This is a genomic window from Longimicrobiales bacterium (assembly GCA_035764935.1).
Taxonomy (GTDB): Bacteria; Gemmatimonadota; Gemmatimonadetes; order Longimicrobiales; family RSA9; genus DASTYK01.
This window is the reverse complement of record DASTYK010000090.1, coordinates 1-21,695: the sequence shown is the minus strand read 5'-3', so window position 1 is coordinate 21,695 and position 21,695 is coordinate 1. Positions and strand designations below refer to the sequence as shown.

General features: G+C 69.3%; 20 protein-coding genes. 16 read left to right on the top strand and 4 right to left on the bottom strand.

Features of this window, described 5'->3' with window-relative positions:
* Positions 1-248 precede the first annotated feature (248 nt).
* The 6 genes from VFU06_07380 (at position 249) to VFU06_07355 (ending at position 4,477) form a co-directional block, all read left to right on the top strand.
* Positions 249-839 (top strand): hypothetical protein, encoded by a 591-nt coding sequence (locus tag VFU06_07380; protein HEU5209216.1) that lies wholly within the window; start codon positions 249-251, stop codon positions 837-839.
* Position 840: 1 nt separating this feature from the next.
* Positions 841-1,857 (top strand): DNA polymerase III subunit delta, encoded by a 1,017-nt coding sequence (gene holA / locus VFU06_07375; protein ID HEU5209215.1) that lies wholly within the window; start codon positions 841-843, stop codon positions 1,855-1,857.
* Positions 1,854-2,402 (top strand): tetratricopeptide repeat protein, encoded by a 549-nt coding sequence (locus VFU06_07370; protein HEU5209214.1) that lies wholly within the window; start codon positions 1,854-1,856, stop codon positions 2,400-2,402. The genes holA and VFU06_07370 overlap by 4 nt, the downstream gene beginning before the upstream one ends.
* A gap of 39 nt (positions 2,403-2,441) precedes the next feature.
* Complete coding sequence (locus tag VFU06_07365) at positions 2,442-2,750, top strand: hypothetical protein (GenBank protein ID HEU5209213.1); 309 nt, start codon at positions 2,442-2,444, stop codon at positions 2,748-2,750.
* A 127-nt stretch (positions 2,751-2,877) separates the two neighbouring features.
* Entirely contained in the window at positions 2,878-3,039 is a 162-nt protein-coding gene (locus VFU06_07360) for a hypothetical protein (GenBank protein ID HEU5209212.1), read from the top strand.
* A 115-nt stretch (positions 3,040-3,154) separates the two neighbouring features.
* Positions 3,155-4,477, top strand: coding sequence for an FAD-dependent oxidoreductase (locus tag VFU06_07355; GenBank protein ID HEU5209211.1), 1,323 nt, complete (start codon positions 3,155-3,157; stop codon positions 4,475-4,477).
* A gap of 41 nt (positions 4,478-4,518) precedes the next feature.
* Here VFU06_07355 and VFU06_07350 read toward each other — a convergent pair whose 3' ends face one another.
* From VFU06_07350 to VFU06_07340, 3 genes are read right to left on the bottom strand one after another with little or no spacing between them, the layout of a single operon-like run.
* The gene (locus VFU06_07350; protein HEU5209210.1) at positions 4,519-5,640 is read right to left on the bottom strand and encodes a PDZ domain-containing protein; all 1,122 of its coding nucleotides are present in this window, start codon (positions 5,638-5,640) and stop codon (positions 4,519-4,521) included.
* A 59-nt stretch (positions 5,641-5,699) separates the two neighbouring features.
* Positions 5,700-6,698 (bottom strand): hypothetical protein, encoded by a 999-nt coding sequence (locus VFU06_07345; GenBank protein HEU5209209.1) that lies wholly within the window; start codon positions 6,696-6,698, stop codon positions 5,700-5,702.
* A complete protein-coding gene (locus tag VFU06_07340) occupies positions 6,679-7,239 on the bottom strand; it encodes a sigma-70 family RNA polymerase sigma factor (protein HEU5209208.1) in 561 nt (186 codons plus the stop codon). The genes VFU06_07345 and VFU06_07340 overlap by 20 nt, the downstream gene beginning before the upstream one ends.
* 136 nt (positions 7,240-7,375) lie before the next feature.
* On the opposite strand from VFU06_07340, the gene VFU06_07335 reads away from it, so the two are divergent.
* The 3 genes from VFU06_07335 (at position 7,376) to VFU06_07325 (ending at position 10,525) form a co-directional block, all read left to right on the top strand.
* A complete protein-coding gene (locus VFU06_07335; protein HEU5209207.1) occupies positions 7,376-8,551 on the top strand; it encodes a threonine synthase in 1,176 nt (391 codons plus the stop codon).
* Between the two features lie 61 nt (positions 8,552-8,612).
* The gene (locus tag VFU06_07330) at positions 8,613-10,022 is read left to right on the top strand and encodes a hypothetical protein (protein HEU5209206.1); all 1,410 of its coding nucleotides are present in this window, start codon (positions 8,613-8,615) and stop codon (positions 10,020-10,022) included.
* Between the two features lie 89 nt (positions 10,023-10,111).
* On the top strand, positions 10,112-10,525 hold the full coding sequence (locus VFU06_07325) for a TraR/DksA C4-type zinc finger protein (GenBank protein ID HEU5209205.1): 414 nt from the start codon (positions 10,112-10,114) through the stop codon (positions 10,523-10,525).
* 116 nt (positions 10,526-10,641) lie between these two features.
* On the opposite strand, the gene thyX is transcribed toward VFU06_07325, so the two are convergent.
* Complete coding sequence (thyX, locus tag VFU06_07320) at positions 10,642-11,406, bottom strand: FAD-dependent thymidylate synthase (GenBank protein HEU5209204.1); 765 nt, start codon at positions 11,404-11,406, stop codon at positions 10,642-10,644.
* Positions 11,407-11,693: 287 nt separating this feature from the next.
* Here thyX and VFU06_07315 point away from each other — a divergent pair, with 287 nt between their 5' ends.
* The 7 genes from VFU06_07315 (at position 11,694) to dapF (ending at position 21,627) form a co-directional block, all read left to right on the top strand.
* Entirely contained in the window at positions 11,694-11,960 is a 267-nt protein-coding gene (locus tag VFU06_07315) for a NifU N-terminal domain-containing protein (protein ID HEU5209203.1), read from the top strand.
* A gap of 87 nt (positions 11,961-12,047) precedes the next feature.
* The gene (locus tag VFU06_07310; GenBank protein ID HEU5209202.1) at positions 12,048-12,854 is read left to right on the top strand and encodes a hypothetical protein; all 807 of its coding nucleotides are present in this window, start codon (positions 12,048-12,050) and stop codon (positions 12,852-12,854) included.
* The gene (locus VFU06_07305; protein ID HEU5209201.1) at positions 12,851-14,137 is read left to right on the top strand and encodes an aminopeptidase P N-terminal domain-containing protein; all 1,287 of its coding nucleotides are present in this window, start codon (positions 12,851-12,853) and stop codon (positions 14,135-14,137) included. The genes VFU06_07310 and VFU06_07305 overlap by 4 nt, the downstream gene beginning before the upstream one ends.
* 385 nt (positions 14,138-14,522) lie before the next feature.
* Positions 14,523-18,137 (top strand): homocysteine S-methyltransferase family protein, encoded by a 3,615-nt coding sequence (locus VFU06_07300; protein HEU5209200.1) that lies wholly within the window; start codon positions 14,523-14,525, stop codon positions 18,135-18,137.
* A 127-nt stretch (positions 18,138-18,264) separates the two neighbouring features.
* Positions 18,265-18,717 carry a four helix bundle protein gene (locus VFU06_07295; protein ID HEU5209199.1) on the top strand — a complete coding sequence of 151 codons (453 nt, stop codon included), beginning with the start codon at positions 18,265-18,267 and terminating at the stop codon, positions 18,715-18,717.
* Entirely contained in the window at positions 18,714-20,660 is a 1,947-nt protein-coding gene (locus tag VFU06_07290; GenBank protein ID HEU5209198.1) for a bifunctional homocysteine S-methyltransferase/methylenetetrahydrofolate reductase, read from the top strand. The genes VFU06_07295 and VFU06_07290 overlap by 4 nt, the downstream gene beginning before the upstream one ends.
* Positions 20,661-20,766: 106 nt before the next feature.
* Entirely contained in the window at positions 20,767-21,627 is an 861-nt protein-coding gene (dapF, locus tag VFU06_07285; GenBank protein HEU5209197.1) for a diaminopimelate epimerase, read from the top strand.
* The last annotated feature ends 68 nt before the right edge of the window (positions 21,628-21,695 follow it).

The following is a 21,695-nucleotide window of genomic DNA, read 5'->3' as shown; positions in this document are numbered from 1 at the left end:
AGTGGCTTGGGGACCACCGAGGGAGGGTGGCTCGAGCCGCCGTGTTCTCGCGGAGTGCAGAAGTTGTGCCATGCATGGGTCTGCACCAGCGTCCTCCGGAGCACTGCCGCCCCTTGCCGCGGCCCGTCCGCAAGGTTCACATGCCGGGCGGGAACCTCCCGTTCCATCGCCCAGTATGAGAGGCCGAAAACCGGCGACCGCCCGCGCATCAACGGGGGTCGGCCGATACCCCGCAGCAGGTGCAGGCGATGAACTGCCAGGAGTTTCTGAGGCTTCATTCGGAGTTCCTCGACGAGCGGCTCGCAGCAGAAGATGCGGACCGCTGCGCGGCGCATGCGGCCGCGTGCGCATCGTGCGGCCGCTATGATCGCGTGGTACGTCGCGGCATCGAGGTGCTCCGGCGGCTGCCGCCCGCTCCGGTCTCCGCGGATTTCATGGGCCAGCTGGACGCGCGCATCGAAACCGCCCGTGACGATGTCTTCGCAGCACGCGGCACGGCGGCGGCGTCCGGCGCCGTCGTATCTCTCGCGATCGCGGCGCTGCTCGCGCTCGCGGCGTGGGGACCGATGCTCGGCGCCGAGCTGCAGGAGCCGACCGACCGCATCGTCGATGTGGAGCGGGGCTACACGCAGCCGGTCGCAGAGTCGCTCATGCCGCTGCCCGCCCCCGACTGGTGGCAGGCTCCGGCAACCGGGACCGCCTTCGGTGGCGTCAGCCCGGCGCCCGACATCGAGACGGCATTCCCGGGACCGTACTCACCGCTTATCGTCATGCCACCCGTGGTCGATCAGCGCCGCGGCGTCACCATGGTGCCCGCGCACCTGACAGCTCTGGACTAGCATGGCCCTGACATCCGCCGACGCCGTCGCCCGCACCCTCGCGAAAGGACCGGGCGGCGGCGTCTTCTTTCTGTTTGGCGATGAAGAGTACTTGAAGGAAGAAACCGCGAGCGGGATCGTCGCGGCACACCTCGAGCCCTCCACACGCGACTTCAATTACGACCAGCTGCGCGCGAGCGACGTCGAGCCGGAGACGCTCGCGTCGATCCTGGCGACACCGCCGATGATGGCGGAGTGGCGCGTGGTGGTCGTGCGTGACGTGCAGGCGATCGCGACCCAGGCGCGGCTGCGCAGCGTGATCGAGGACGTCGTGGACGATCCGCCGCAGGGCACCGTGGTCGTGCTGCTGGCGTCGCTGCCGGATCGATCCAGGGCGCAGATCTGGGAAACGCTGAAGAAGAAGGCGACGTCCGTTGAGTTCACGCCGCTCGCCGCCGCCGACGTCCCGGGCTGGCTGATCGCACACGCTGAGGAGCAGGGGGTGGAGCTGGAAACGGGCGCGGCGCGTGCGCTGTCGAGCGCGATCGGCGAGGGTCTCGGCGTGCTGACACAGGAGCTGGCGAAGCTCGTCGACTATGTCGGCGAGCGGAAGCGGATCACCAGGGCGGATGTCGCAGAGATGGTAGGGAGCGTTCCGCGCCAGAACCGGTGGGACTGGTTCGACCTGGTGAGCGACGGCCGCTTCCCGGAGGCGCGTGCGGGCCTGCACGTGCTGCTCGACGAGAGCGAGTCCGGTGTCGGGCTGGTCATCGGGCTGGGCACGCAATTCCTGCGACTCGCGATCGCCGCGCGCGGCGGGGAGCGCGCGCTCGCGGACGCGCTGCCGCCGCATCAGCGCTGGCTGAGCAAGCGACTTGCGAAGCAGGCGCGCGGCTGGCACCCGGACGCGCTCGATCGTGCACTCGCCGATCTGCTGCGTGCGGACCGCCTGCTCAAGTCTGCCTCTCTGGACGAGCGTCAGATCATGGAAGAGCTGCTGCTCCGGCTGCAGCAGCGCGCGCACAGGGCCGCGGCGTGAGAGTGCGCCACCTCTGCATCGGCATTGCGTTCGTCACGCTGCTCGCCCTTCCGGACCCGGCGAGTGCGCAGGGGCTGGACCATGTCGAATCGCTGCTGCTGCGCGGTCGCCTCACCGACGCGCGCAGCGCTCTCGCACTGTGGCAGGAGCAGAACCCGCGCGCCGCATCAGACCAGCAAGCGTATGCGCTGCTGCTGTCGGCGCAGCTCGCGACGGATGCCAGCAGCGCTACGGACGCATACCTGGCACTCGCGCTTACCTACCCGACGTCGCGTCACGCGCCGGTTGCACTGCTGCGACTCAGCCAGGGATTGCTTGCCACGCGCGAAGCCGAACGTGCGCGCGGGTACCTCGAGCGACTGGTGCGCGATTATCCCAATGCAAGCGACCGCGCGGAGGCGATGCTGTGGCTCGCACGCGCAGAGCGCGCGACCGGTCGCGACGACGCGGCATGCAGCACGCTGCGCGAGGCGGGCACGCTGCAGACGCGAGCGGAAACATCGCTGTTGATCGAAGCAGAAGAAGCGCGCGCATGCACGTCGTGATTCTTGTGTCCTGCGCACACCGCCGTTAGCGTTCAGCCGATGAGCGCACCCCGCACCGCTCCTCGCCAGCAGTACATGGAATGGGTCGAGGAGCAGATCGAAGAGTACAAGGCGGGGCTCACCCGCGATGAGCTGCTGGAGCTCGCCGACGTGGCAGTCCAGCAGTTGTTCGATGCGCCCGACGGCCAGTATCCCCTGACCGAGATCCTCCTGCGCGACGCCGTCGACGCACTGCTCTTCCGCAAGCTGCAGCTTCCCGACTACCGCGCATGGCGGCGTGCGTGTCAAACTGACACGGCTGCGCGTCATCGAAAAGAGACAGCGGCGCGCACCATCCGACCGGACTAGCTTCAAATCTGTTCTCCCCCAACATATTCTGGTTTGTCCCGTCTGGAATGCCGCGTGCCTTGTACGCGCGCAGCAGCAGAAGCAGACGCGTGCGTGCAAGCGCGCCGGTTGAGTGAAGGGGGAGGGCATGACTATCAAGGGTGAGGTTCGCGAAGCGGAGCTGATGCCGGCCGGGATCGTGATCCGGGACCGCCAGGAGCCGCAGCGTCGGCCGGCGATCACGGCGTTCATCTGGGGCGGCAAGGTCCGTCCGACGCCGTCGCTGCCATACGGGCACAAGGCCGCATAGACACGCAGGCGACGCACCGCCGACGAACGGCAATTGCATGGGAGCCCGCGGATGATCCGCGGGCTTCCCTGTTTCTGGGGTGGCCGCATTTCCGTTTGCGCGGCAGACTTCTGAGATGAACAACATTCGTACGGCGGCAGTGGTTGGTGCGGGGATGGCGGGGCTTGCGGCTGCCGTTGCGCTCACGCGCGCGGGAGTGGCCGTGCGCATCTACGAGAGTCGGGCGGTGGCGGGCGGGCGGATGCGGAGCGACCAGCTCGGCAGTGCTACCGTGGATCCGGGTGTACAGCTCGTGAGCAGCACGTACACGGAGCTGTTCGAGCTGGCGCGCTCGACGGGCGCGCGCGACCTGCTCGTGCGTGCGCCGGGTCGCGATGCACTGTGGCGCGACGAGCGTGCGCACGGCATCACGTACGGCTCGGTGCCCAGCATGATCGGCTCCAGTGCGCTGCCGACGATGCTGAAGCTGCGCCTCGGCACGCGCTACCTGCCGTTCCTGAATGCGTCGGCCCGCAAGCTGGACGCGAACGACCCCGCAGCAACGGGTGGACTGGAGCACGACGGGGAATCCGTGGCTTCCTGGGGCGAGCGCGAGATGGGGAGCGATTTCGTGGAGCTGCTCACCTACCCGCTTCTCGCCGCGTACTACGGGAGCCTGCCGGAGAAAACGACCGCGGCGCTGTATCACGCGCTTGCGCGCGTCGGGATGGACGTGCGCGTCAATGCGGTGGTTGGCGGCGCCGGCCGGCTGCCCGCGCGCATTGCGGAGTGGCTCACCGCAGAGGGATCGGAGCTGCAGACCGGTGCAGCCGTCGCCTCGATCGATGTGCACGACAGCGGTGCCCGCGTCGTGGCTGGGGGCACGGAGGCGCCATACGACGCCGTGGTGCTGGCGACGCCGCCCGCTGCCGCGCGAACCCTCCTCGCCGGTCTGCCGTCGCTTGCCGCATGGCTCGAGCGCGTGCACACGGCGCCGACCGCGACGGCGGCGTTTCTGCTCGATGCGCCGCTGGGTCCGGACTGGTTCGGTCTTTCGTTTCCGCGCGCGAGCCGGCCGGGCGGCTACATCGCCGCGATTGCAGCGCAGTCACGCAAGCTGGCGTCGCTCGTGCCGGAAGGCGAGGCGATCGTGGTGTACCCGCAGCCGGAGCTGGGTGAGCGGATCGCGGACGCGGAGCCCCAGCGGCAGGTGGATGCACTGATGCCGGGACTGATCGCCGCGTTTCCGGACATCGAAGCCCGTATCACGCGGGCGCGGACGTACTCGTTTCCGGAAGGGTACTCGCTGTTCGGTCCGGGCTCGCTGCGGCACCTGCACGCACTGCAGCATGTCGAGGTGCCGGCGCGGCTCGCGCTGGCCGGTGACTACCTGGTGGCGCCGTCGGTCGAAGGTGCGGTGCGCAGCGGGCTGCGCGCGGCGGAGCGGCTGCTGCGGTAGCATCCGAGCGCCCGCAGCAGCTCACGTCGCGTGGACTGCTGTTACCTGTTTCCGCCGCGGCGCATCTCCAGCGTGCGCGTCAGCTCCTGGCGCTCGCGCAGGACCTGCAGCCGCACGTACTCGTCGTCGCTGCGCGCGAGTATGCGGCGCAGCGCCGAAATGGTTCGTATATCCTCGCCGTTGGCCTGCAGGATGACGTCGCCGTCCTGCAACCCGGCGCGTGCGGCAGGCGTGTCGTCGGCGACCTCGAGCACGAGCAGCCCGTGACTCGTACCGAAGTACTCACCCAGGCGCTCGCTGAGCTCTTCGAGCTGCATGCCCGCGATCGAGCTGAAGCCGACGCGCGCCATGCTCGGGACGCGGAACGCGGAGCCCTCGGGGAGCATGCGGAACTCCGGGATCCGGATCGTGTCGCCATTGACCACGAACACCGAGTCGCTGGAAAACCGGAAGTGCATGCCCGGCCGACCGAGGCGGACGAAGACGCTGTCCATCGCGGTGCGCAGGCTGTCGTCGAAGAAGCGGAACGCATGGCCCCACGCGCTGTCCCCGAACATGCGCAGGCTGTCGCGGAAGATGAACATGTTCCGCTGCATCGAGTCCGCATCGAAGTCGAAGCGAACCGTATCGATCTGATTGCCGTGGCGGCGGATCATCATCACTCGACCGCTGCTGTCCGGCAGTGTCTGCACGTGGACATCGGGCAGATCGAGGCTGTCGAGCTGTACGCGTACGGCTTCGAGGATGCGTTCCGGGTCGACGGTCACGCTCCACGCGCCGGCGCTTGCGAGACCCTCCGGTCGCTCGGCCGCCACGAGCTCCAGCGTGCGCTCACCACCTGCTCGACGCACGGTAAGCTCGACATCGTCGCCGGGCCGCAGGCCGAGGTTGCGCAGGAGCTGCGACGTCGCGCGCAGCCCGTTGACCGCCGTGATCGTGTCGGACTTCTGCAGTCCCGCCTTTGCGGCAGGCGATTCCGGGATGACCGTGTCCACGACAACGCCGTCGCGCCCCAGGCCGCTGCCGTAGCCGAAGCCCAGCCAGCCGGAAGACGCACGCGTGAACACCCGCAACGGCGTGTCTGTCGGGTCCTGGGCGTGCACCGCGGCTGCAGGCAGCAGCAGCGCGCACATCAGTGTGGGTATGAACGTTCGTAGCTGCATCGGTATGCTCCTCGTACTGCGTTTGTGTCCTCTATCGCGTCGGTCGGATGTCGTTCTGGTCAGTACTGCGGCTGGCGCGAGCGTGTCGCGAGCTGTCGCAGTGTGGCGTCGCGCTGCGCGACGGCCGTCATGTGGTAGCCGTTGATGATCGGGTCCGCGGGGGCGCGGTCCAGCGCCTCGCGCGTGGTCAGCACGATGCTTTCGAGCACGACCAGGCGCGCGACGGGATCGTCGATCTCGCGCAGCTCGCCGGAGAGCTGTGCGTACTGTGCGAGCGCGTCCAGGTACATGCTCTCTGCGTCGCGCAGCATCGTTGCGGCCTCCTGCGCGTTGCGGGCGCCGTACGGCTGCATCGCAAAGCGCGGGTCTGCCCGCAACGGCCCCGTGATGCGCGGCTCGCCGCGCGGTGCGACGTCATCGGCGCGCGTCTCGCTGCGTGGCGCCTGGGTGGGCCGATCGCCGCCGCGAACGTCACTTGCGAGTGAACCGCTGCGATCGGTCCCGGACGGGTTGCGCGGCTCCGTGCCTGCCGCGTCGCTGCCGCTGCCGCGAACGTCATCGCGGGTGGAAGCAGGGGCCGGGACGTCGTCCGACGCGCCCGACGCCGGCGCGTCGTTGCTTGCGAGCCGTGGCGCGGCATCGGCCGATGGCTCCAGCATTTCAGGAGTGCGCGCCGCGGCGGGCGCGGCATCACGCGTGGCGGCCGTGCTGTCACCGGCTGCCACGACGGTCTGTGCCGGCAGCGTCGCGTTCCGCCAGGTGAAGCCTGCGGCGGTGCCGGTCAGGAACAGCGCGAGCGCGGCGGCGATCTGCATCCAGGCCGGGATGCGACGCCCCGTGTCGCGCACCAGCCCCTCGTCGACCAGGCGTTCGTGCAGCTCGTCCCAGGCGCGCGCCGGCGGCTCGATTCCGCCCAGCCCGCCGAGCGCACGGACGTCGGCGCGCAGCGCGTCGAGCTCCGCGCGACAGGCAGGGCAGCCGTCGAGGTGCGCGGCCTCGAGCGCGTCCGGCCGCTCATCGACCAGCCGCGCAAGCGTTTCAGCGTTCAGATGTGACATGCTCTCTCTCCTTCACCTCACGCGACGGCGCCGACAGCATCTCGCGCATCTTCGCGCGCGCCTTGAAGAGCTGACTCTTCGACGTGCCGGCGGAGATCCCCATTGCTTCTGCGATCTCGTCGTGCGTGTAGCCCTCGACGTCGTGCAGGACCAGCACCTGCCGCATGCCGGGCGGCAACCTGCGCAGCGCACGTTCCAGCTCGATGCGCAGGACCGGCTGGTCCGTCGCCCGTGCGGGTTCGGGCGCAACGGGCAGCGGGATCTCGTTGCTCGTCCGCCGCGTGCGCCAGCGCTGCCCGTGCAGCGCGCTGTTCACCGCGATCCGGTGCAGCCACGTCGAAAACGCGCTGTCTCCGCGGAACGACGGCAGCGCACGGATCGCACGCACCCACGCTTCCTGCGCGTAGTCCTCCGCCAGCGCGTCGTCACCGGCCAGCCTGCGCACGACGGCGTACACGCGCGCTGAGTAGCGCGCGTACAGCTCACGAACAGCTGTGCCGTCGCCCTGTCGTGCCCGGGCGATGCATTCCGAATCGGTCATGCGCTCTCGCGTGGCGGCCCGCACTCGTTCGTCCATGGGATGCCGGGCCGGCGGGAAGCGTTGCCTGCGGGGGCTTGTGTCTGGCGAGGAGTGGCCGGGACTGGCGCCGCACCGCGCCCTGCGTTCCATTGGCGTTATGAGCCCGAGTACACTGCCCGCGACGGCCGGTGCCACGCACCTCGAGTGCACGAAGTGCGGCGCGTCGCACGACATCGATCGGCCGCAGGGGCTTTCGCCCTGCTGCGGCAAGCCTCTCTACCCGCGCTACGACCTGGACGCGCTGCGCGCCGGCTTCCGGCCGGAGCGGCTGGTCGGCCGCGAGCCCACGATGTGGCGCTACGCGGAGGTCCTGCCGGTCCGCGACTCACGCTACCGCGTGAGCCTGGGTGAGGGGTTCACGCCGCTGCTGGAGGCGGGGCGACTGGCGCAGGAGCTGGGGGCGCGCCGGGTGCTGATCAAGGACGAAGCACTCAATCCGACCGGCAGCTTCAAGGCGCGCGGCCTGGCCATGGCGATTGCGCGCGCATGGGAGCTGGGCATCACCGAGGTGGGCATCCCTTCGGCGGGCAATGCCGGCGCGGCGACGGCGGCGTATGCGGCGGCGGCGGGCATCCGTGCGCATGTCGCGGTGCCGTCGGACACGCCGCGGCCGATTCTCGAGGAGACGCGCGCGCTGGGTGCGGAGCTGACGCTGGTGGACGGCCTGATCACGGATGCCGCGAAGGTGATCGCGGACGGCGCGGCCGAGCATGGCTGGTTCGACCTGTCGACGCTGAAGGAGCCCTACCGGGTCGAAGGCAAGAAGACGATGGGGTACGAGCTGTTCGAGCAGCTCGGCCGGCTGCCCGACGTGATCGTGTACCCGACGGGGGGCGGTACGGGGCTGGTCGGCATGTGGAAGGCGTTCGACGAGATGGAGCAGCTCGGCTGGATCGGCAGTGAGCGGCCGCGCATGGTCAGCGTGCAGGCCGCGGGGTGCGCCCCCATGGTGCGTGCCTTCGCGGCCGGCGCGGCCGGGGCGGAGCCATGGCAGGATGCGCACACGTACGCGAGCGGGCTGCGCGTGCCGCGCGCGGTCGGCGATTTCCTGATCCTCGATGCGCTGCGCGCATCCGGGGGCGACGCCATAGCCGTAAGTGACGATGCAATGCGGGATGCAGTCAGGATGATGGGCCGCACCACCGGTGTCTTTGCCGCACCCGAGGGTGGCGCGACGGCCGCGGGGCTCGCCGCGCTGATCCAGCAGGAGCGCGTCGATCCGGATGCGGAGATCGTTCTGTTCAATACGGGCAGCGGCCTCAAGTACCTGTAGCGGCCTCGAGCACCTGCAGCGGGCTGCCGCGCGGGTCCACTTTCTGCGACCATCGCCGACCATGTCCTACATTCTCAAGCGTCTCGGGTCAGGTTTCTCGCCGGTGTGGTCGATCCCGCTGCTGATTCTCGGGCTGCTGATCGGCGCGGCGTACTGGATCGGCCCGCTCCGGCCGCTGCCGCCGGAGCTGCGACTGCTGGCGCTGCAGCCCGACGGCACGTTCACCGATTCGATCACGCCCGCGCCGCAGCAGGTGGGCGGCGACATCCGCTTCCCGCTGGTGCTGGCCGCGCAGAACGTCGGCTTCGCGGCCGCACAGCCGGCCGTGCTCGACCTGAGCGTCCCGCTCGGCTTCCGCCTGGTAGACCGGGATGGGCAGGAGCTGCCGCAGGAGATCGCGGTCGGCACACCGCTCGGGCGTTACCGTCTCGGCCTGAGTGCCGCGACGCTGGTGCCGGGCGGCGTACCGGAGCTGCTGCTGGACACGCTCTGGCTCGAGCCGGACCTCTCGAGCTACACCTGCGCTGTCCTGACCGACGGCGTTCCCGAGTTCCAGCCGCGCCCGCCGGTGAACCCCGCACTGCTCGGCAAGGTCGACGTCTTCTACTCGTTCCTGACGCCGGACACCGATGCGCGCCAGGCCGGTCTGCTGCGCGTGCGCGTGGACTCCACGCTGCTGCGCGTGCCGCCCGCGGTCATGGGAGAGCCCGGCCCGCCGATGCTCGAGGAGCCCGCGATCGAGCTGCCGCCGCTGGACGCACTGTACCAGCTCGCCATGAGCGAGGCGACGTGCGGCGATCCGCAGCAGCCGGTGCAGCTGCAGAGCGTCGTCTATCAGAGCGACGACGGCGGACGCTTCATTGTCCTCTACCACGAGGGTGCGCCGCGCAAGTACCTGATCGACATGAACGCCGACAGCATCGTGGAGCGCGAGGTGTGGGATCCCGACGGCGACGGCTCGTTCGAGGCCACGCGCACCACCCGCTACGCGATCCCGGGTTTCCTGTTTCCGCGCCGCGTCGAAACGCCGGCCCTGGCGGCGGACACCATGCCACCCGACCCGGCATTCCTCGCGCTGTACGCCGACACCGCGCGCGGCCCCTTCCGCTTCTTCATGGCGCAGCAGCAGCGACTCGCCGCGGCGCAGCGGCCACCCTCCAGCACGGCGCCGCAGGCGACGCCGGGCGCGGCCGCATCCTCGCCGGTGGCGATTCCGGGCGGCGCACCGATCCCGGGCGACACCACGCCGCCCAGCCCCGCGTTTCTCACGCTCTATGCCGACACCGCCGCAGGACCGTTCCGCTTCGCGCGCTACGAGCAGCAGGTCGCTGACAGCGTCGCAGCGGCGATCGCGTCCGGGGACACGGCCACAGCCGATTCCGCGGAGGCACCGGCACGACCACGCCAGACGGGGCCGCGCATCCTGGGGACGCCGATCGAGTATCCGCCGGGCACCCGGCCGCCGGACTAGACGGCGCCGCGACGCCTTTCCGGGAACGTTTGTTGCCCCATGCCTCAGCGTCGCAGACGCTGCGAGCAACACAACTCCGCGGAGGCAGAATGGCAGACGAACAGAGCGCGCTCCGGTCGTCGCTCACCGACGAGCAGCGCAGCACTCTGGAGAAGCGGCTCGTCGAGGAACGCCAGCGCGTGGCCGAGCGCGCCGGCAGGCATGAAGACGAGATCGCCGGCTCCGACGAGGACGGCGACATCACGCTCTACCCGCTGCACCTCGCCGACGAGGGCACCGACACCATGGAGCAGGAGCAGGACCTGCTCATGCGCAGCCGCGACGGCGAGCACATGGCGCTCATCGACAACGCGCTCCGCAAGATCTACAAGGAGCCGGAGCGCTACGGGATCTGCGAGAACTGCGGGCGCGAGATTCCCTACGAACGGCTGGAGATGGTGCCGTGGGCGCGGTTCGGGATGGAGTGCGTGACGGGGACGGATCAGAGCCAGGACGAGCGATAACGGATCAGGGCGAGGACGAGCGCTAGCGCCAGCGGTGAGGGAACAACAGAGGCGGGTGCTCGCGCCCCGTCGTTCCTCGCGCTCGCCTTGGCGCTCGTCCTCGCCCTGATCCGTTTCTAGACCGACCGGTATTCCGTCACCGCCACCCCGTTCTCCAGGCGGTAGTCCCCGAAAATGTGCGGGGCCTCCTGCTGCAGCACCTCGAGCACGCGGACGGCGAGGGAGCGGATCTCGGCTTCTGCGGCATCGGACGCACGCAGCTCTATGAAGTGGCGCCACGCGCGCGCATTGCCGGTCACGACGATCTTCGTCTCGGTCGCGTTCGGCAGCACGCTGCGCGCGGCCTGGCGTGCGCGCTTGCGGCGCAGCGTCGCCTTCGGCTCGTCCTGAACGAGCTGCTCGATCTCGCCGAGCAGGGCGCGATACTCCTCGAGCGCAGTCCCGCACGCGCGCTTCCACACATCGAACGCGGCTGTGCCTTCCTCGATCTCCGGCGGCAGCACGAACCCGACTTCGGACTCGTCGACGTAGCGCTGCGAGAGCTGCGAGAAGGAGAAATGGCGATGCCGCACGAGCTCGTGGGTCAGCGCCCGGCTGATCCCCTCGAAGAGGAAGGTCCATACCCCGTGCTCGAGAACGCTGCCGTGCCGGACGTTGAGGATGTTGTCGAGGTAGTCCCTGTTGGACGTGCGGCCCTGGATGAGCTTGTGGCCACCCTCGAAGCCGGCGTCGGGGCCGAAGCTGAGGTAGCAGAGTCGTCCGGCGAACTCTGCGACGGATTCCGCAGGCACGTCGCTGTCGGATTCCCAGCGGATGTGCGGCGCGCCCAGGTACTCCTGTCGCGCGAGCAGTGTGACCTTCGGCTCGCGGTAGATGTGCATGCTCCGGCTCCCATTCTCGAGTTCGCGGGAAGCTAGGGCGGCAGGGGCGGGTCGGACAAGCGGAAGTCAGGAGTGGCGCTGCCCGCGCGGTCACGGCCTGCCGTGCTGGCGCGTTCCCCTTGCAGTCCCATCCGACCGGCAGCGACTCCACCGTCCGTCTCCGCATTGACCGGACGCCCGGTGGAGCGCCAATTCAACGCGGTGCCTTGCGGTGGTGGACGCGCGGGTTCGACTTCGCCGCGCGGCCGCCACCATCGACGGTTCACACGACGAGTCCCAGGAGAATCATGCCGGTCACGCCGCAGCCCACGCCGAATCCCGACGCCATGAAGTTCACCGCCGACCGCCGGCTCGTGGAGGGCCGCGAGTCGAAGTCGTTCTACAACGCCGCGCAGGCGGAGGCCAACCCCGTCGCGGCCGCGGTGTTCGCGTTGAATGGCGTGCAGAGCGTGTTCATGGCGGATGATTTCCTCACGGTGACGCGCCAGCCCGGCGCGGACTGGGCCGAGCTGACGCCACGCGTCGTCAGCGCGATCGAACAGGCGATGGGCTGACCGCGCGTGTGGCGCCGCCTCCTTCTCATGCTGCTCGCGGCGCTGGCTGCACCGCGCTTCGCGCATGCGCAGTGCGGTGCACCACCGATGCCGTGCATACCGAGTGACCCTGCGGCCCCGGCACCGGCGACCGACTGGGAGCGCGAGGCACGTCTGCTCGGCGTCAATGCGGCGATCGGCGGCATCACCGCCGGGCTGCTCCAGAAGCTGCGCGGCGGCGACTTCTCGGACGCCTTCCTGAAAGGCGCACTCGGCGGGGGCGTCACGTACGGCGCGAAGAAGCTCGCAGCACAGCATTTCGACGGCGCGGGATTCCTCGCGCGCCAGGTCGGCTCCGTCGGCGACTCGTTCGTGCGCAATGCAGCGGAGGGCGTCCCGCTGCTCGACCGCCTCTACTTCCCGCTCTGGCTCGTACGGCTGGAGGTGCACCCGCACGCCACCGAAAGGCCTGTGCAGCCGCGCTTCGACCTGGTCACCACCGGTTGGGCGGTCTACGCCCTGTTCGACGGCGAGCGCGACTTCGATGCCGGCGCTTCCCTGAGCTCCGGCGCGCTGGTCTACCACAGCGACAGCGAGATCGCACGCGGCGACAACGGGCGCGTCGCATACGGCGCGACCATCGGCGGCGTCATCCTGCTGACGCGCGACGAGCATCGCTCGCCGGCGGAGCGCACGCGAACGTTCGCGCATGAGCGGGTGCATGTACTGCAGCTCGACCAGGTGCACGCCTACTGGTCGGGTCCCTTCGAAGAGTGGGCGCTGCGCGGACTCGGCGCAGACGTCGCCGCACGCTGGATCGACATCAACCTCGCACCGCACTTCCTGGCGATGTACTCCGGCCTGCGCTGGGAGGACCGCCCCTGGGAAAAGGAAGCGGACTGGATAACATCATGAGCGACGTCGCACGTTTCCACGATCGACGAACACGCGTCCTGGCGCAGCTCGGCGAGCAAGCCGCAATGGTGCTCGTCGCCGGCCCCGAGCTGCGTATCGGCAGGGACACCGAGCTGCGCTACGCGCCGGACGCGGACTTCTACTACCTCACCGGCATCGTCGAGCCGGAGGCAGTGCTGGTGCTCGGCACCGTTGTCGAGAACGGACCGTGCGCTCTTTTCGTACGCGAGCGCGACCCGGAGCGCGAGCTGTGGAGCGGTGAGCGCCTGGGGCCCGACCGCGCACGTGAGGTGACGGGCGTCGACTCCGCATTCCCATTGAGCGAGCTGGCCGAGCGCCTGCCGAAGATGCTCGCAGGCGCGGACGTGCTCTACGCCCGCCTCGACGCGCCCCCCATCCAGGGCTTCCCGGCCATTGCACAGCTCGTTTCCACCGGCCGGCGACGGCGTGCGCGCGAGGGCGCCGGCATCCACACCGTCGCCGAGCCGGGGCTGCTCCTGGACGAGCTGCGACTGCGCAAGGACGACGACGAGATCGCACGCATCCGCAACGCCGCGCGCATCACCGTGGCCGCGTTCGAGAACGCGCGCGACGCCATCCGCGACGGCGCAGGCGAGTGGGAAGTCGAGGCCGCACTCGACGGCAGCTTCCGCGCTCTCGGCGGCGACGGACCCGCATTTCCCACCATCGTCGGATCCGGCCCCAACGCGACGGTGCTGCACTACGTCGCCAACAACCGCCGCATGCGCGCGGGTGACCTGGTGCTGCTCGACGCCGGTGCACGCGCCGACATGTATTGCGCCGACATCTCCCGCACCTGCGCAGTCGGCGTGGCAAAGGGCGAGGTGCGCATGCTGCACCAGGTCGTACGCGATGCACATGATCGCGCGATCGCCGCCGCTCGACCGGGCGCCCGCATCGGCGACGTTCACGACGCCGCATGCGACGCCCTCGCCGAAGGCCTCGTCGCACTCGGACTCATGCGGAAGGGGCTCGAGGGCGACGAACGTACGAACGCGCTGCGCCGCTACTACCCACACCAGACCTCGCACTGGCTCGGCCTCGACGTCCACGACGTCGGCGACTACGTCATCGACGGCAGGTCACGCCGACTCGAGCCAGGCATGGTGTTCACCGTCGAGCCGGGACTGTATGTCGGGGCGCTCGACTCGAACGCTCCCGGTTCGCTGCGCGGGGTGGGCGTGCGGATCGAGGATGATCTGCTGGTGACTTCGGATGGGGTGGAGGTTTTGACGGAGGGGGCGGCGCTCGAGATTTCTTGAGGCGGGCCGGGGCCCGGGGCCCGGGGCCAGGGCCGGGTCGCCCGTCACGTCCCGCACCCTCGCGAGGATTTCACAGCCGCGAAGGTTCCTGAAGGCGAGGAGCAGCGCTCGCATCCCCCGGCCCCGGCCCCGGGCCCCGGGCCCCGGCCCGCCTCACGAGTAGTTCAGAGCCAACCCCGCAGCCTTGCCGCCCCCCAGTAACCACCCTATAATCCGGATCGGCGGATGGATTTGTGGCTGATTGCTACCGCCTGGTGGGTCCCGGGGGATCTGCCGAACCAAAAGCCTAAAGTGCCGGGAGTCATGCATGCGTGCCGGTCACCGGGCGCGCGAGAGGATCCCCGCACCGATACGGCTGCGGGGTTTTCTGTTTTGAGGGGAGCGCATGGCGGGACACCGGTATCTGCACGAGCTGAAGCAGCGCGTCCTGATCTATGACGGGGCGATGGGGACGAGCATCCAGGGGCTGGGGCTGACTGCTGAGGATTTTGGCGGTCCCGGGCTGGAGGGGTGCAACGACTATCTCGTGATCACGCGGCCGGACGCGATCGAGTCGATCCACGCGTCCTTCCTGGCGGCGGGAGCGGACGTGCTGGAGACGGACACGTTCCGCTCGAACCGGCTGACGCTGCGCGAGTACGGGCTGCAGGACCGCGTGCTCGAGATCAACCGCGCGGCCGCGCAGGTCGCGCGTCGCGCGGCGGAGCAGTATGCGACGCCGGACCGACCGCGTTTCGTCGCCGGCTCGATCGGACCGTCAGGCTACCTCCCGAGCACATCGGATCCGTCGCTGGGCAACATCACGTTCGCGGAGCTGGTGGACGTGTTCGCGGAGCAGGCGCGCGGCCTGGTCGAGGGTGGTGTCGATGTCCTGCTGATCGAGACGTCGCAGGACATCCTCGAGGTGCGCGCGCAGATGGTCGGCATCCGGCGGCTCTTCCGTGAGCTCGGTGCGAGCGTGCCGCTGCAGGTGCAGGTCACGCTGGACGTGAATGGCCGCATGCTGCTCGGCACGGAGATCGGCGCGGCGGCCACGATCATCGAGAACATGGGCGCGGATGTGATCGGGCTGAACTGCTCGACGGGTCCGGAGCACATGCGCCAGGCGGTGCGCTTCCTGTGCGACAACACGCCGCTTCCGATCAGCGTGATCCCCAATGCCGGTATCCCGCAGAACGACGGTGGCGTCGCGATCTACCCGCTGGGTCCCGAGGGACTCGCGGAGGCGCACGAGGAGTTCGTCGCGAAGTACGGCGTGAACATCGTCGGCGGCTGCTGCGGCACGACACCGGAGCACATCGCGGCGGTGGTCGAGCGCTGTCACGGCCGCGCGCCGCTTGCGCGCAACGTGGAGCGCGTGCCGCGGGTCGCGAGTGCGATGCGCGCATTCGACCTGAAGCAGATCCCTGCGCCGACACTGGTCGGTGAGCGCGTGAACGCGCAGGGCTCGCGCGCGGTCAAGCGCTTCCTCCTGGCGGACGACTACGAGGGGATCCTCGACGTCGCGCGCGAGCAGGTGGAGGGTGGCGCGCACCTGCTCGACGTGTGCGTCGCACTGACGGAGCGGCAGGACGAGGCCGACCAGATGCGCGCGCTCGTGAAGCTGCTCGCGCAGGGCGTCGAAGCCCCGCTCATGATCGACAGCACGGAGGCCGATGTCGTGGCCGCCGCGCTGGAGCAGTATCCCGGCCGTGCCGTCGTCAACTCGATCCATCTCGAGAATGGCAGGAAGAAGATCGACGCCGTATGTCCGCACATCGCGGAGCACGGTGCGGCCGTGGTCGCGCTCACGATCGACGAGGAGGGCATGGCGAAGACGGCGGAGCGCAAGCTCGAGGTGGCGCGCCGCATCGTCGACATCGTGACGAGCGATTACGGCATCCAACCGGAATCGATCATCTTCGACGACCTCACGTTCACGCTCGCGACCGGCGACGCCGAGTTCCGCAGGAGCGCGATCGAAACGATCGAGGGTATCCGCCTGATCAAGCAGGAACTGCCCGGCGTCCTCACGTCGCTCGGCGTATCCAACGTCAGCTTCGGCCTGTCGAAGCCCGCGCGCGCGGTGCTCAACTCCGTGTTCCTGCACCACTGTGTCGAGGCCGGCCTGGACATGGCGATCGTCAACCCGGCGCACATCACGCCGTACGCCGAGATCGACGACGAGCAGCGTCGCCTGGCCGACGACCTGATCTACGACCGCAGCGAGGACGCGCTCGCGCGCTTCATCGCGTACTTCGAGACGCGCGACATCGCTTCTGAGGAAGCCGTCGACCCGACCGAGAGCATGGAGCCGGAGCAGGCGCTGCACTGGAAGATACTGCATCGGAAGAAGGATGGGATCGAGGGGTGGGTGGATCGGGCTATTCACAAGGAACTGCGGGCCCGGGCCGGGGCCGGGGCCGGGGTGGCATCGTCGAACGCTGCGGCCGAGTCAGCATCCGTGGCGGTCGCAGAGAACGCTGCGGCGGGCGAGGAGCTGGCGAATGCCCCGGGCCCAGGCCCGGGCCCTGGCCCCGGCCCGCATCCTCATCAGCACGAAGCCGCCGTAGCAGTACTGAACCAGGTCCTGTTGCCCGCCATGAAGGAAGTCGGCGACAAGTTCGGCGCCGGCGAGCTGATCCTGCCGTTCGTGCTGCAGTCGGCGGAGGTGATGAAGCGGGCGGTGGCGCGGCTGGAGACGTACCTCGAGAAGGTCGAGGGGCAGACCAAGGGCAAGGTCGTGCTGGCGACGGTGTTCGGCGACGTGCACGACATCGGCAAGAACCTGGTCAACACGATCCTGACGAACAACGGCTACACGGTGTACGACCTCGGCAAGCAGGTGCCGGCGAACACGATCATCGAGAAGGCGGTCGAGGTCGGGGCGGATGCGATCGGGCTGTCGGCGCTGCTGGTGTCGACGTCCAAGCAGATGCCGCTGATCGTGCAGGAGCTGCACCAGCGCGGGCTGGACATTCCGGTGCTGTGCGGTGGTGCGGCGATCAATCCGTCGTTCGTGCGCTCTGCCGCATTTGCGGACCAGGAGAAGCAGACGCTGTACGGCCCCGGCGTGTTCTACTGCAAGGACGCATTCGAGGGGCTGGGCTCCGTCGAGAAGCTGGTGGACCCGGCGGCACGCCCGGAGTTCGTGCGTGCGCGGCACCAGGACGTGATCGAGGGCGTCGCCAAGCGGGCAGCGCTGCAGGAGAAGGCGAAGGCGATGCACGCGAACCGTGCGACGAGCGGGCCCTCGCGCGACGTCGCCATTCCTGATGCGCCGTTCTTCGGCACGCGCCACATCGAGGCACTGCCGATCGAGGAACTGTTCCGCTACATCGATCGCAACACGCTTTTCCGGCTGCACTGGGGTGCGAAGAACGCCAAGGGCGAGCAGTGGGAGCAGCTGGTGCGCGACGAGTTCGAGCCGCGGCTGCAGAAGTACATCGAGGAGACGCGCACCACGGACTGGCTGCGACCGGCCGCGGTGTACGGGTACTTCCCCGCCGCGGCCGACGGTGACGCGGTCGTGGTGTACGACCCGGAGGACGAGAACCGCGAGATCGCGCGTTTCGATTTCCCGCGCCAGGACACGCGCGACCTGCTCTGCCTGAGCGACTACTTCCGCGAGGCCGGCACCGGCACTCGCGATGTCGTCGCATTCCAGATCGTCACGGTCGGCGACGCACTGCTCACGAAGAGCGAAGCGATGATGAAGGGCGGCGACTACTCCGAGGGCTACTACCTGCACGGCTACGGTGTACGCCTGGCCGAGGCGGCCGCGGAAGTGGTGAACCGCCGCATCCGCGAGGAGCTGGGGCTCGAGAAGGACCGCGGCCTGCGCTACTCGTGGGGCTACCCCGCATGCCCCGACCACACGCAGCACCACATCCTGTTCGACCTGCTGCCCGCCCGCGAGAAGCTGGGCATGGAGGTCACGGAGGCCGGCGCACTGGTGCCGGAGCTCTCGACGGCCGCGATCGTCGTGCATCATCCGGAGGCGAAGTATTTCAGTGCGTGAGACTGGTTTTTGTGGCTATGCTGGTGCCCCGGTGTTTGAACCAGCGATGAGGCGGGCCGGGGGCCGGGGCCCTGGGCCGGGGCCCGGGGGTGGCCCCGTCCGGCGGCCACGTGCGAGGCCAGAGCCCTTGCATGTCAGCTTCACTCGAGGGTGCACCATGGGCGGTTTCGAATTCCAGCGGCTGCGGGTGTTCGATGCTGCGGCGGACGCTGCGGCCGATGTGAACGGGCTGGCGCGTCGGATTCCGGTTGCTCATCGCGCACTCCGCGATCAGGTCTCGCGCTCCTCCGCGTCCGTGGCGCTCAACATTGCAGAGGGCGCTGATGAGTTTCGCGTTGCGGAAAAGGTTCGATTTTACCGCATGGCGCGCAGGTCCGCGGCCGAGACGGCGGGTGCACTGACCCTGCTGGTTCGGTTCGGCGTGTTCACGCCGCAGGAGACCGAGCGCGCGATCAAGCGTCTCAACCAGGTCGCGGCCATGCTGACGACCATGATGACCAGCGTCGAGGGCCGGGGCGCCCCCGGCCCCGGCCCAGGGCCCCGGGCCCCGGCCCGCATCACGAGCAGTAACCACCCATGACCATCCACGACCTGCTGACCAACCAGCGCCCCGCCGTCTTCGACGGCGCCATGGGCACGATGCTCTATTCGCGCGGCATCTACATCAACCGCTGCTACGACGAGCTGTCGCTCAGGGAGCCGGACCTGATCCGCGAGGTGCACCGCGAGTATCTGCGGGCGGGTGCGGAGATCCTGGAGACGAACAGCTTCGGGGCGAACCGGCTGAAGCTGGCGGAGCACGGGCTGGAGGCGCAGGTGGAGGCGATCAATGCGTCGGCGGCGCGGATCGCGAAGGAGGTGGCGGGGGCGAATGCGCTGGTGGCGGGTGCGATAGGGCCGCTGGGCATCCGCATCGAGCCGTACGGGCCGACGTCGCTGGAGGAGGCGCGGGCGCTGTTCCGCGAGCAGGCGAGCGCGCTGCTCGAGGGGGGCGCCGACTTCATCCTGCTCGAGACGTTTGCCGACCTGGACGAGGTGCACCAGGCACTGCTGGGCGCACGCGACGCGGGTGCCGCAGCCGTCATCGCGCAGATGACGGTGCAGGAGGACGGCACCACCGTGTACGGCACCGCACCCGACGTGCTCGCGGCGAAGTTGGATGAGTGGGGTGCGGATGCGATCGGGCTGAACTGCTCGGTCGGGCCCGCGGTCATCAACAGCGCGCTCGAGAAGATGGCGCAGGCGACGGAGCGGCCGCTCAGCGCGCAGCCGAATGCGGGGCTGCCGCGCGAGATCGCGGGGCGCAAGATGTACATGGCGTCGCCGGAATACATGGCCAAGCATGCGCAGCGGATGATCCGCGCGGGCGTGCGGTTCGTCGGCGGCTGCTGCGGCACCACACCGGAGCACATCCGCCGCATCGCGGACGCGGTGCACTCGGTGGCGCCGCGTCGCACGCTGGTGCACGTGCAGTCGCATCCGGAAGAGACGGTTCCGGTGCAGGGGGCGCCGCTCGCGGAACGCTCCAACTGGGGGCGGAAGATCGCAGCGGGCGAGCTGGCCACGACGGTCGAGATCGTGCCGCCGCGCGGCATCACTCCCGCGAAGATGCTCGCGGGCGTGCGGCTGCTGAAGCAGGCCGGGGTCGATGCGGTGAACGTGCCCGACGGCCCGCGCGCGCAGATGCGCATGGGCGTTCTGCCGACCGCCACACTGGTGGAGCAGGTCGTCGGCATCGAGACGGTGGTGCACTACTGCTGCCGCGACCGCAACCTGCTCGGCATGCTGTCCGACCTGCTCGGCGCGCACGCACTCGGGCTGCGCAACCTGCTGCTCATCACCGGCGATCCGCCGAAGATGGGGCCGTACCCGGACGCGACCGCGGTCTTCGACATCGACTCCATCGGACTCACCAACCTGGTGAGCCGGCTGAACCACGGGCTCGATCCAGGCGGCAACTCAATCGGCGAGCCGACGTCGTTCACGATCGGCGTCGGCGTGAACCCGGGTGCGCCCGATCTCGAGAACGAGCTGTCGCGCTTCTACTGGAAGGTGGATGCGGGCGCGGAGTACGCGATCACGCAGCCCGTATTCGATGCGGCGCAGCTGCTGCGCTTCATCGAGGAGCTCGAGCGACGGGGCCTGCGCATTCCCATCATTGCGGGCATCTGGCCCCTCGTCTCCGCGCGAAACGCGGAGTTCCTGGCCAACGAAGTGCCCGGCGTGACCGTGCCGCCGTCGATCGTCGAGCGGATGCAGCGCGCGAGCGCACAGAGCCGCGAGCACGCCCTGGCCGAGGGGATCGCGATCGCGCGCGAGATGTTCCACGACGTGAGCGGCGCCGTGCAGGGGCTGCAGGTGAGCGCGCCGTTCGGCAAGGTCGAGTTCGCGCTGCAGGTCTTCGACGGCATCAATGGCATCAATTGCACGCTGCCACTCGAGTCGGTCGAGGAGGATGCGGAGTTCGGGTTCCCACCGCCGGCGCACCGGAAGGCAGTCGCGCCCGTTACCGGCCAGGCGTAAGTTGCCGCGATCCATCAGAGCAGTTCCTCACGGCTAGCGCGAGCGCTCGCGCTAGCGCTAGCAGTGAGGGGTGGCCGGGATGCTCCACTGATTACCGCGAGCCCGAATGTCTGACTCACTCCGTTTCTCCAAGGGCGAAGCCCTCGGCAACGACTACATCGTCATCGACGCGGCGGAGCTGCCCGTCGAGCTGACCACCGAGCGCATCCGTCGCATCTGCGACCGGCACCGCGGTGTCGGCTCCGACGGCATCCTGGTGGCGGATCTCTCCGACGGCATCGCACTCCGGATCTGGAATCCCGATGGAACGGAGGCGGAGAAGAGCGGGAACGGGCTGCGCATCTTCGGCGCGTGGCTGCACGGGCGCGGGGTCGTGCAGATGCACGAGTGGTTTCCCGTCCGCCTGATCCGTGACACGGTGCGCATGCGCGTCGAGGACCGGCTCGAGCGCGGGCAGCTCATGATCCGTGTCGAGATGGGACGCGCGACGTTCAACGGCGCGGACGTCGACTTCACGCCCAGTCCCGGTGAAACGCTGGATTATCATCTCGATCTCGGCGATGGCCTGAGCGCCCGCATCAACACGGTGTCGCTGTCCAACCGGCACTGCGTCGTCTTCGTGGATGAGCTGACGCGCGAAGACTTCGAGAGGCGGGCGCCGCGACTCTGCACGCACCCGTCGTTCGCGGAGGGTACGAACGTGCAGCTGGCGCGCGTCGTGGGCCCGAACACGCTCGAGGCGTGGATCTGGGAGCGGGGTGCGGGGGAAACGCTGGCGTCGGGCTCGAGCTCGTGCGCGGTAGCTGCCGCGGCGGTGAAGCGAGGCTTCGTGCAGCCCGGCACGTTTCGCATCGACATGCTGGGCGGTCACACGGAGGTCGAGATCTCGCCCGACTTCGATGTGAAGCTGCTGGGGCCGGCGGGAATGGTGTTCAGCGGGGAAATGACGCTGGAGGTCCTGGGATGAACGGTCAGGGCGAGGACGAGCGCTAGCGCGAGCGGTGAGGGAACGGCAGCAGCGGGCGGCGTCCCCCC

Excerpts from the sequence above, each read along its gene's own strand:
- VFU06_07300 (HEU5209200.1), top strand. The coding sequence starts at position 14,523 with ATGGCGGGACACCGGTATCTGCACGAGCTGAAGCAGCGCGTCCTGATC.
- VFU06_07350 (HEU5209210.1), bottom strand. The coding sequence starts at position 5,640 with ATGCAGCTACGAACGTTCATACCCACACTGATGTGCGCGCTGCTGCTG.
- VFU06_07310 (HEU5209202.1), top strand. The coding sequence starts at position 12,048 with ATGCCGTGCATACCGAGTGACCCTGCGGCCCCGGCACCGGCGACCGAC.
- VFU06_07290 (HEU5209198.1), top strand. The coding sequence starts at position 18,714 with ATGACCATCCACGACCTGCTGACCAACCAGCGCCCCGCCGTCTTCGAC.
- VFU06_07380 (HEU5209216.1), top strand. The coding sequence starts at position 249 with ATGAACTGCCAGGAGTTTCTGAGGCTTCATTCGGAGTTCCTCGACGAG.
- VFU06_07335 (HEU5209207.1), top strand. The coding sequence starts at position 7,376 with ATGAGCCCGAGTACACTGCCCGCGACGGCCGGTGCCACGCACCTCGAG.
- VFU06_07340 (HEU5209208.1), bottom strand. The coding sequence starts at position 7,239 with ATGACCGATTCGGAATGCATCGCCCGGGCACGACAGGGCGACGGCACA.
- VFU06_07325 (HEU5209205.1), top strand. The coding sequence starts at position 10,112 with ATGGCAGACGAACAGAGCGCGCTCCGGTCGTCGCTCACCGACGAGCAG.
- VFU06_07305 (HEU5209201.1), top strand. The coding sequence starts at position 12,851 with ATGAGCGACGTCGCACGTTTCCACGATCGACGAACACGCGTCCTGGCG.
- thyX (HEU5209204.1), bottom strand. The coding sequence starts at position 11,406 with ATGCACATCTACCGCGAGCCGAAGGTCACACTGCTCGCGCGACAGGAG.
- VFU06_07360 (HEU5209212.1), top strand. The coding sequence starts at position 2,878 with ATGACTATCAAGGGTGAGGTTCGCGAAGCGGAGCTGATGCCGGCCGGG.
- VFU06_07330 (HEU5209206.1), top strand. The coding sequence starts at position 8,613 with ATGTCCTACATTCTCAAGCGTCTCGGGTCAGGTTTCTCGCCGGTGTGG.
- VFU06_07355 (HEU5209211.1), top strand. The coding sequence starts at position 3,155 with ATGAACAACATTCGTACGGCGGCAGTGGTTGGTGCGGGGATGGCGGGG.
- VFU06_07345 (HEU5209209.1), bottom strand. The coding sequence starts at position 6,698 with ATGTCACATCTGAACGCTGAAACGCTTGCGCGGCTGGTCGATGAGCGG.
- holA (HEU5209215.1), top strand. The coding sequence starts at position 841 with ATGGCCCTGACATCCGCCGACGCCGTCGCCCGCACCCTCGCGAAAGGA.
- dapF (HEU5209197.1), top strand. The coding sequence starts at position 20,767 with ATGTCTGACTCACTCCGTTTCTCCAAGGGCGAAGCCCTCGGCAACGAC.
- VFU06_07315 (HEU5209203.1), top strand. The coding sequence starts at position 11,694 with ATGCCGGTCACGCCGCAGCCCACGCCGAATCCCGACGCCATGAAGTTC.
- VFU06_07365 (HEU5209213.1), top strand. The coding sequence starts at position 2,442 with ATGAGCGCACCCCGCACCGCTCCTCGCCAGCAGTACATGGAATGGGTC.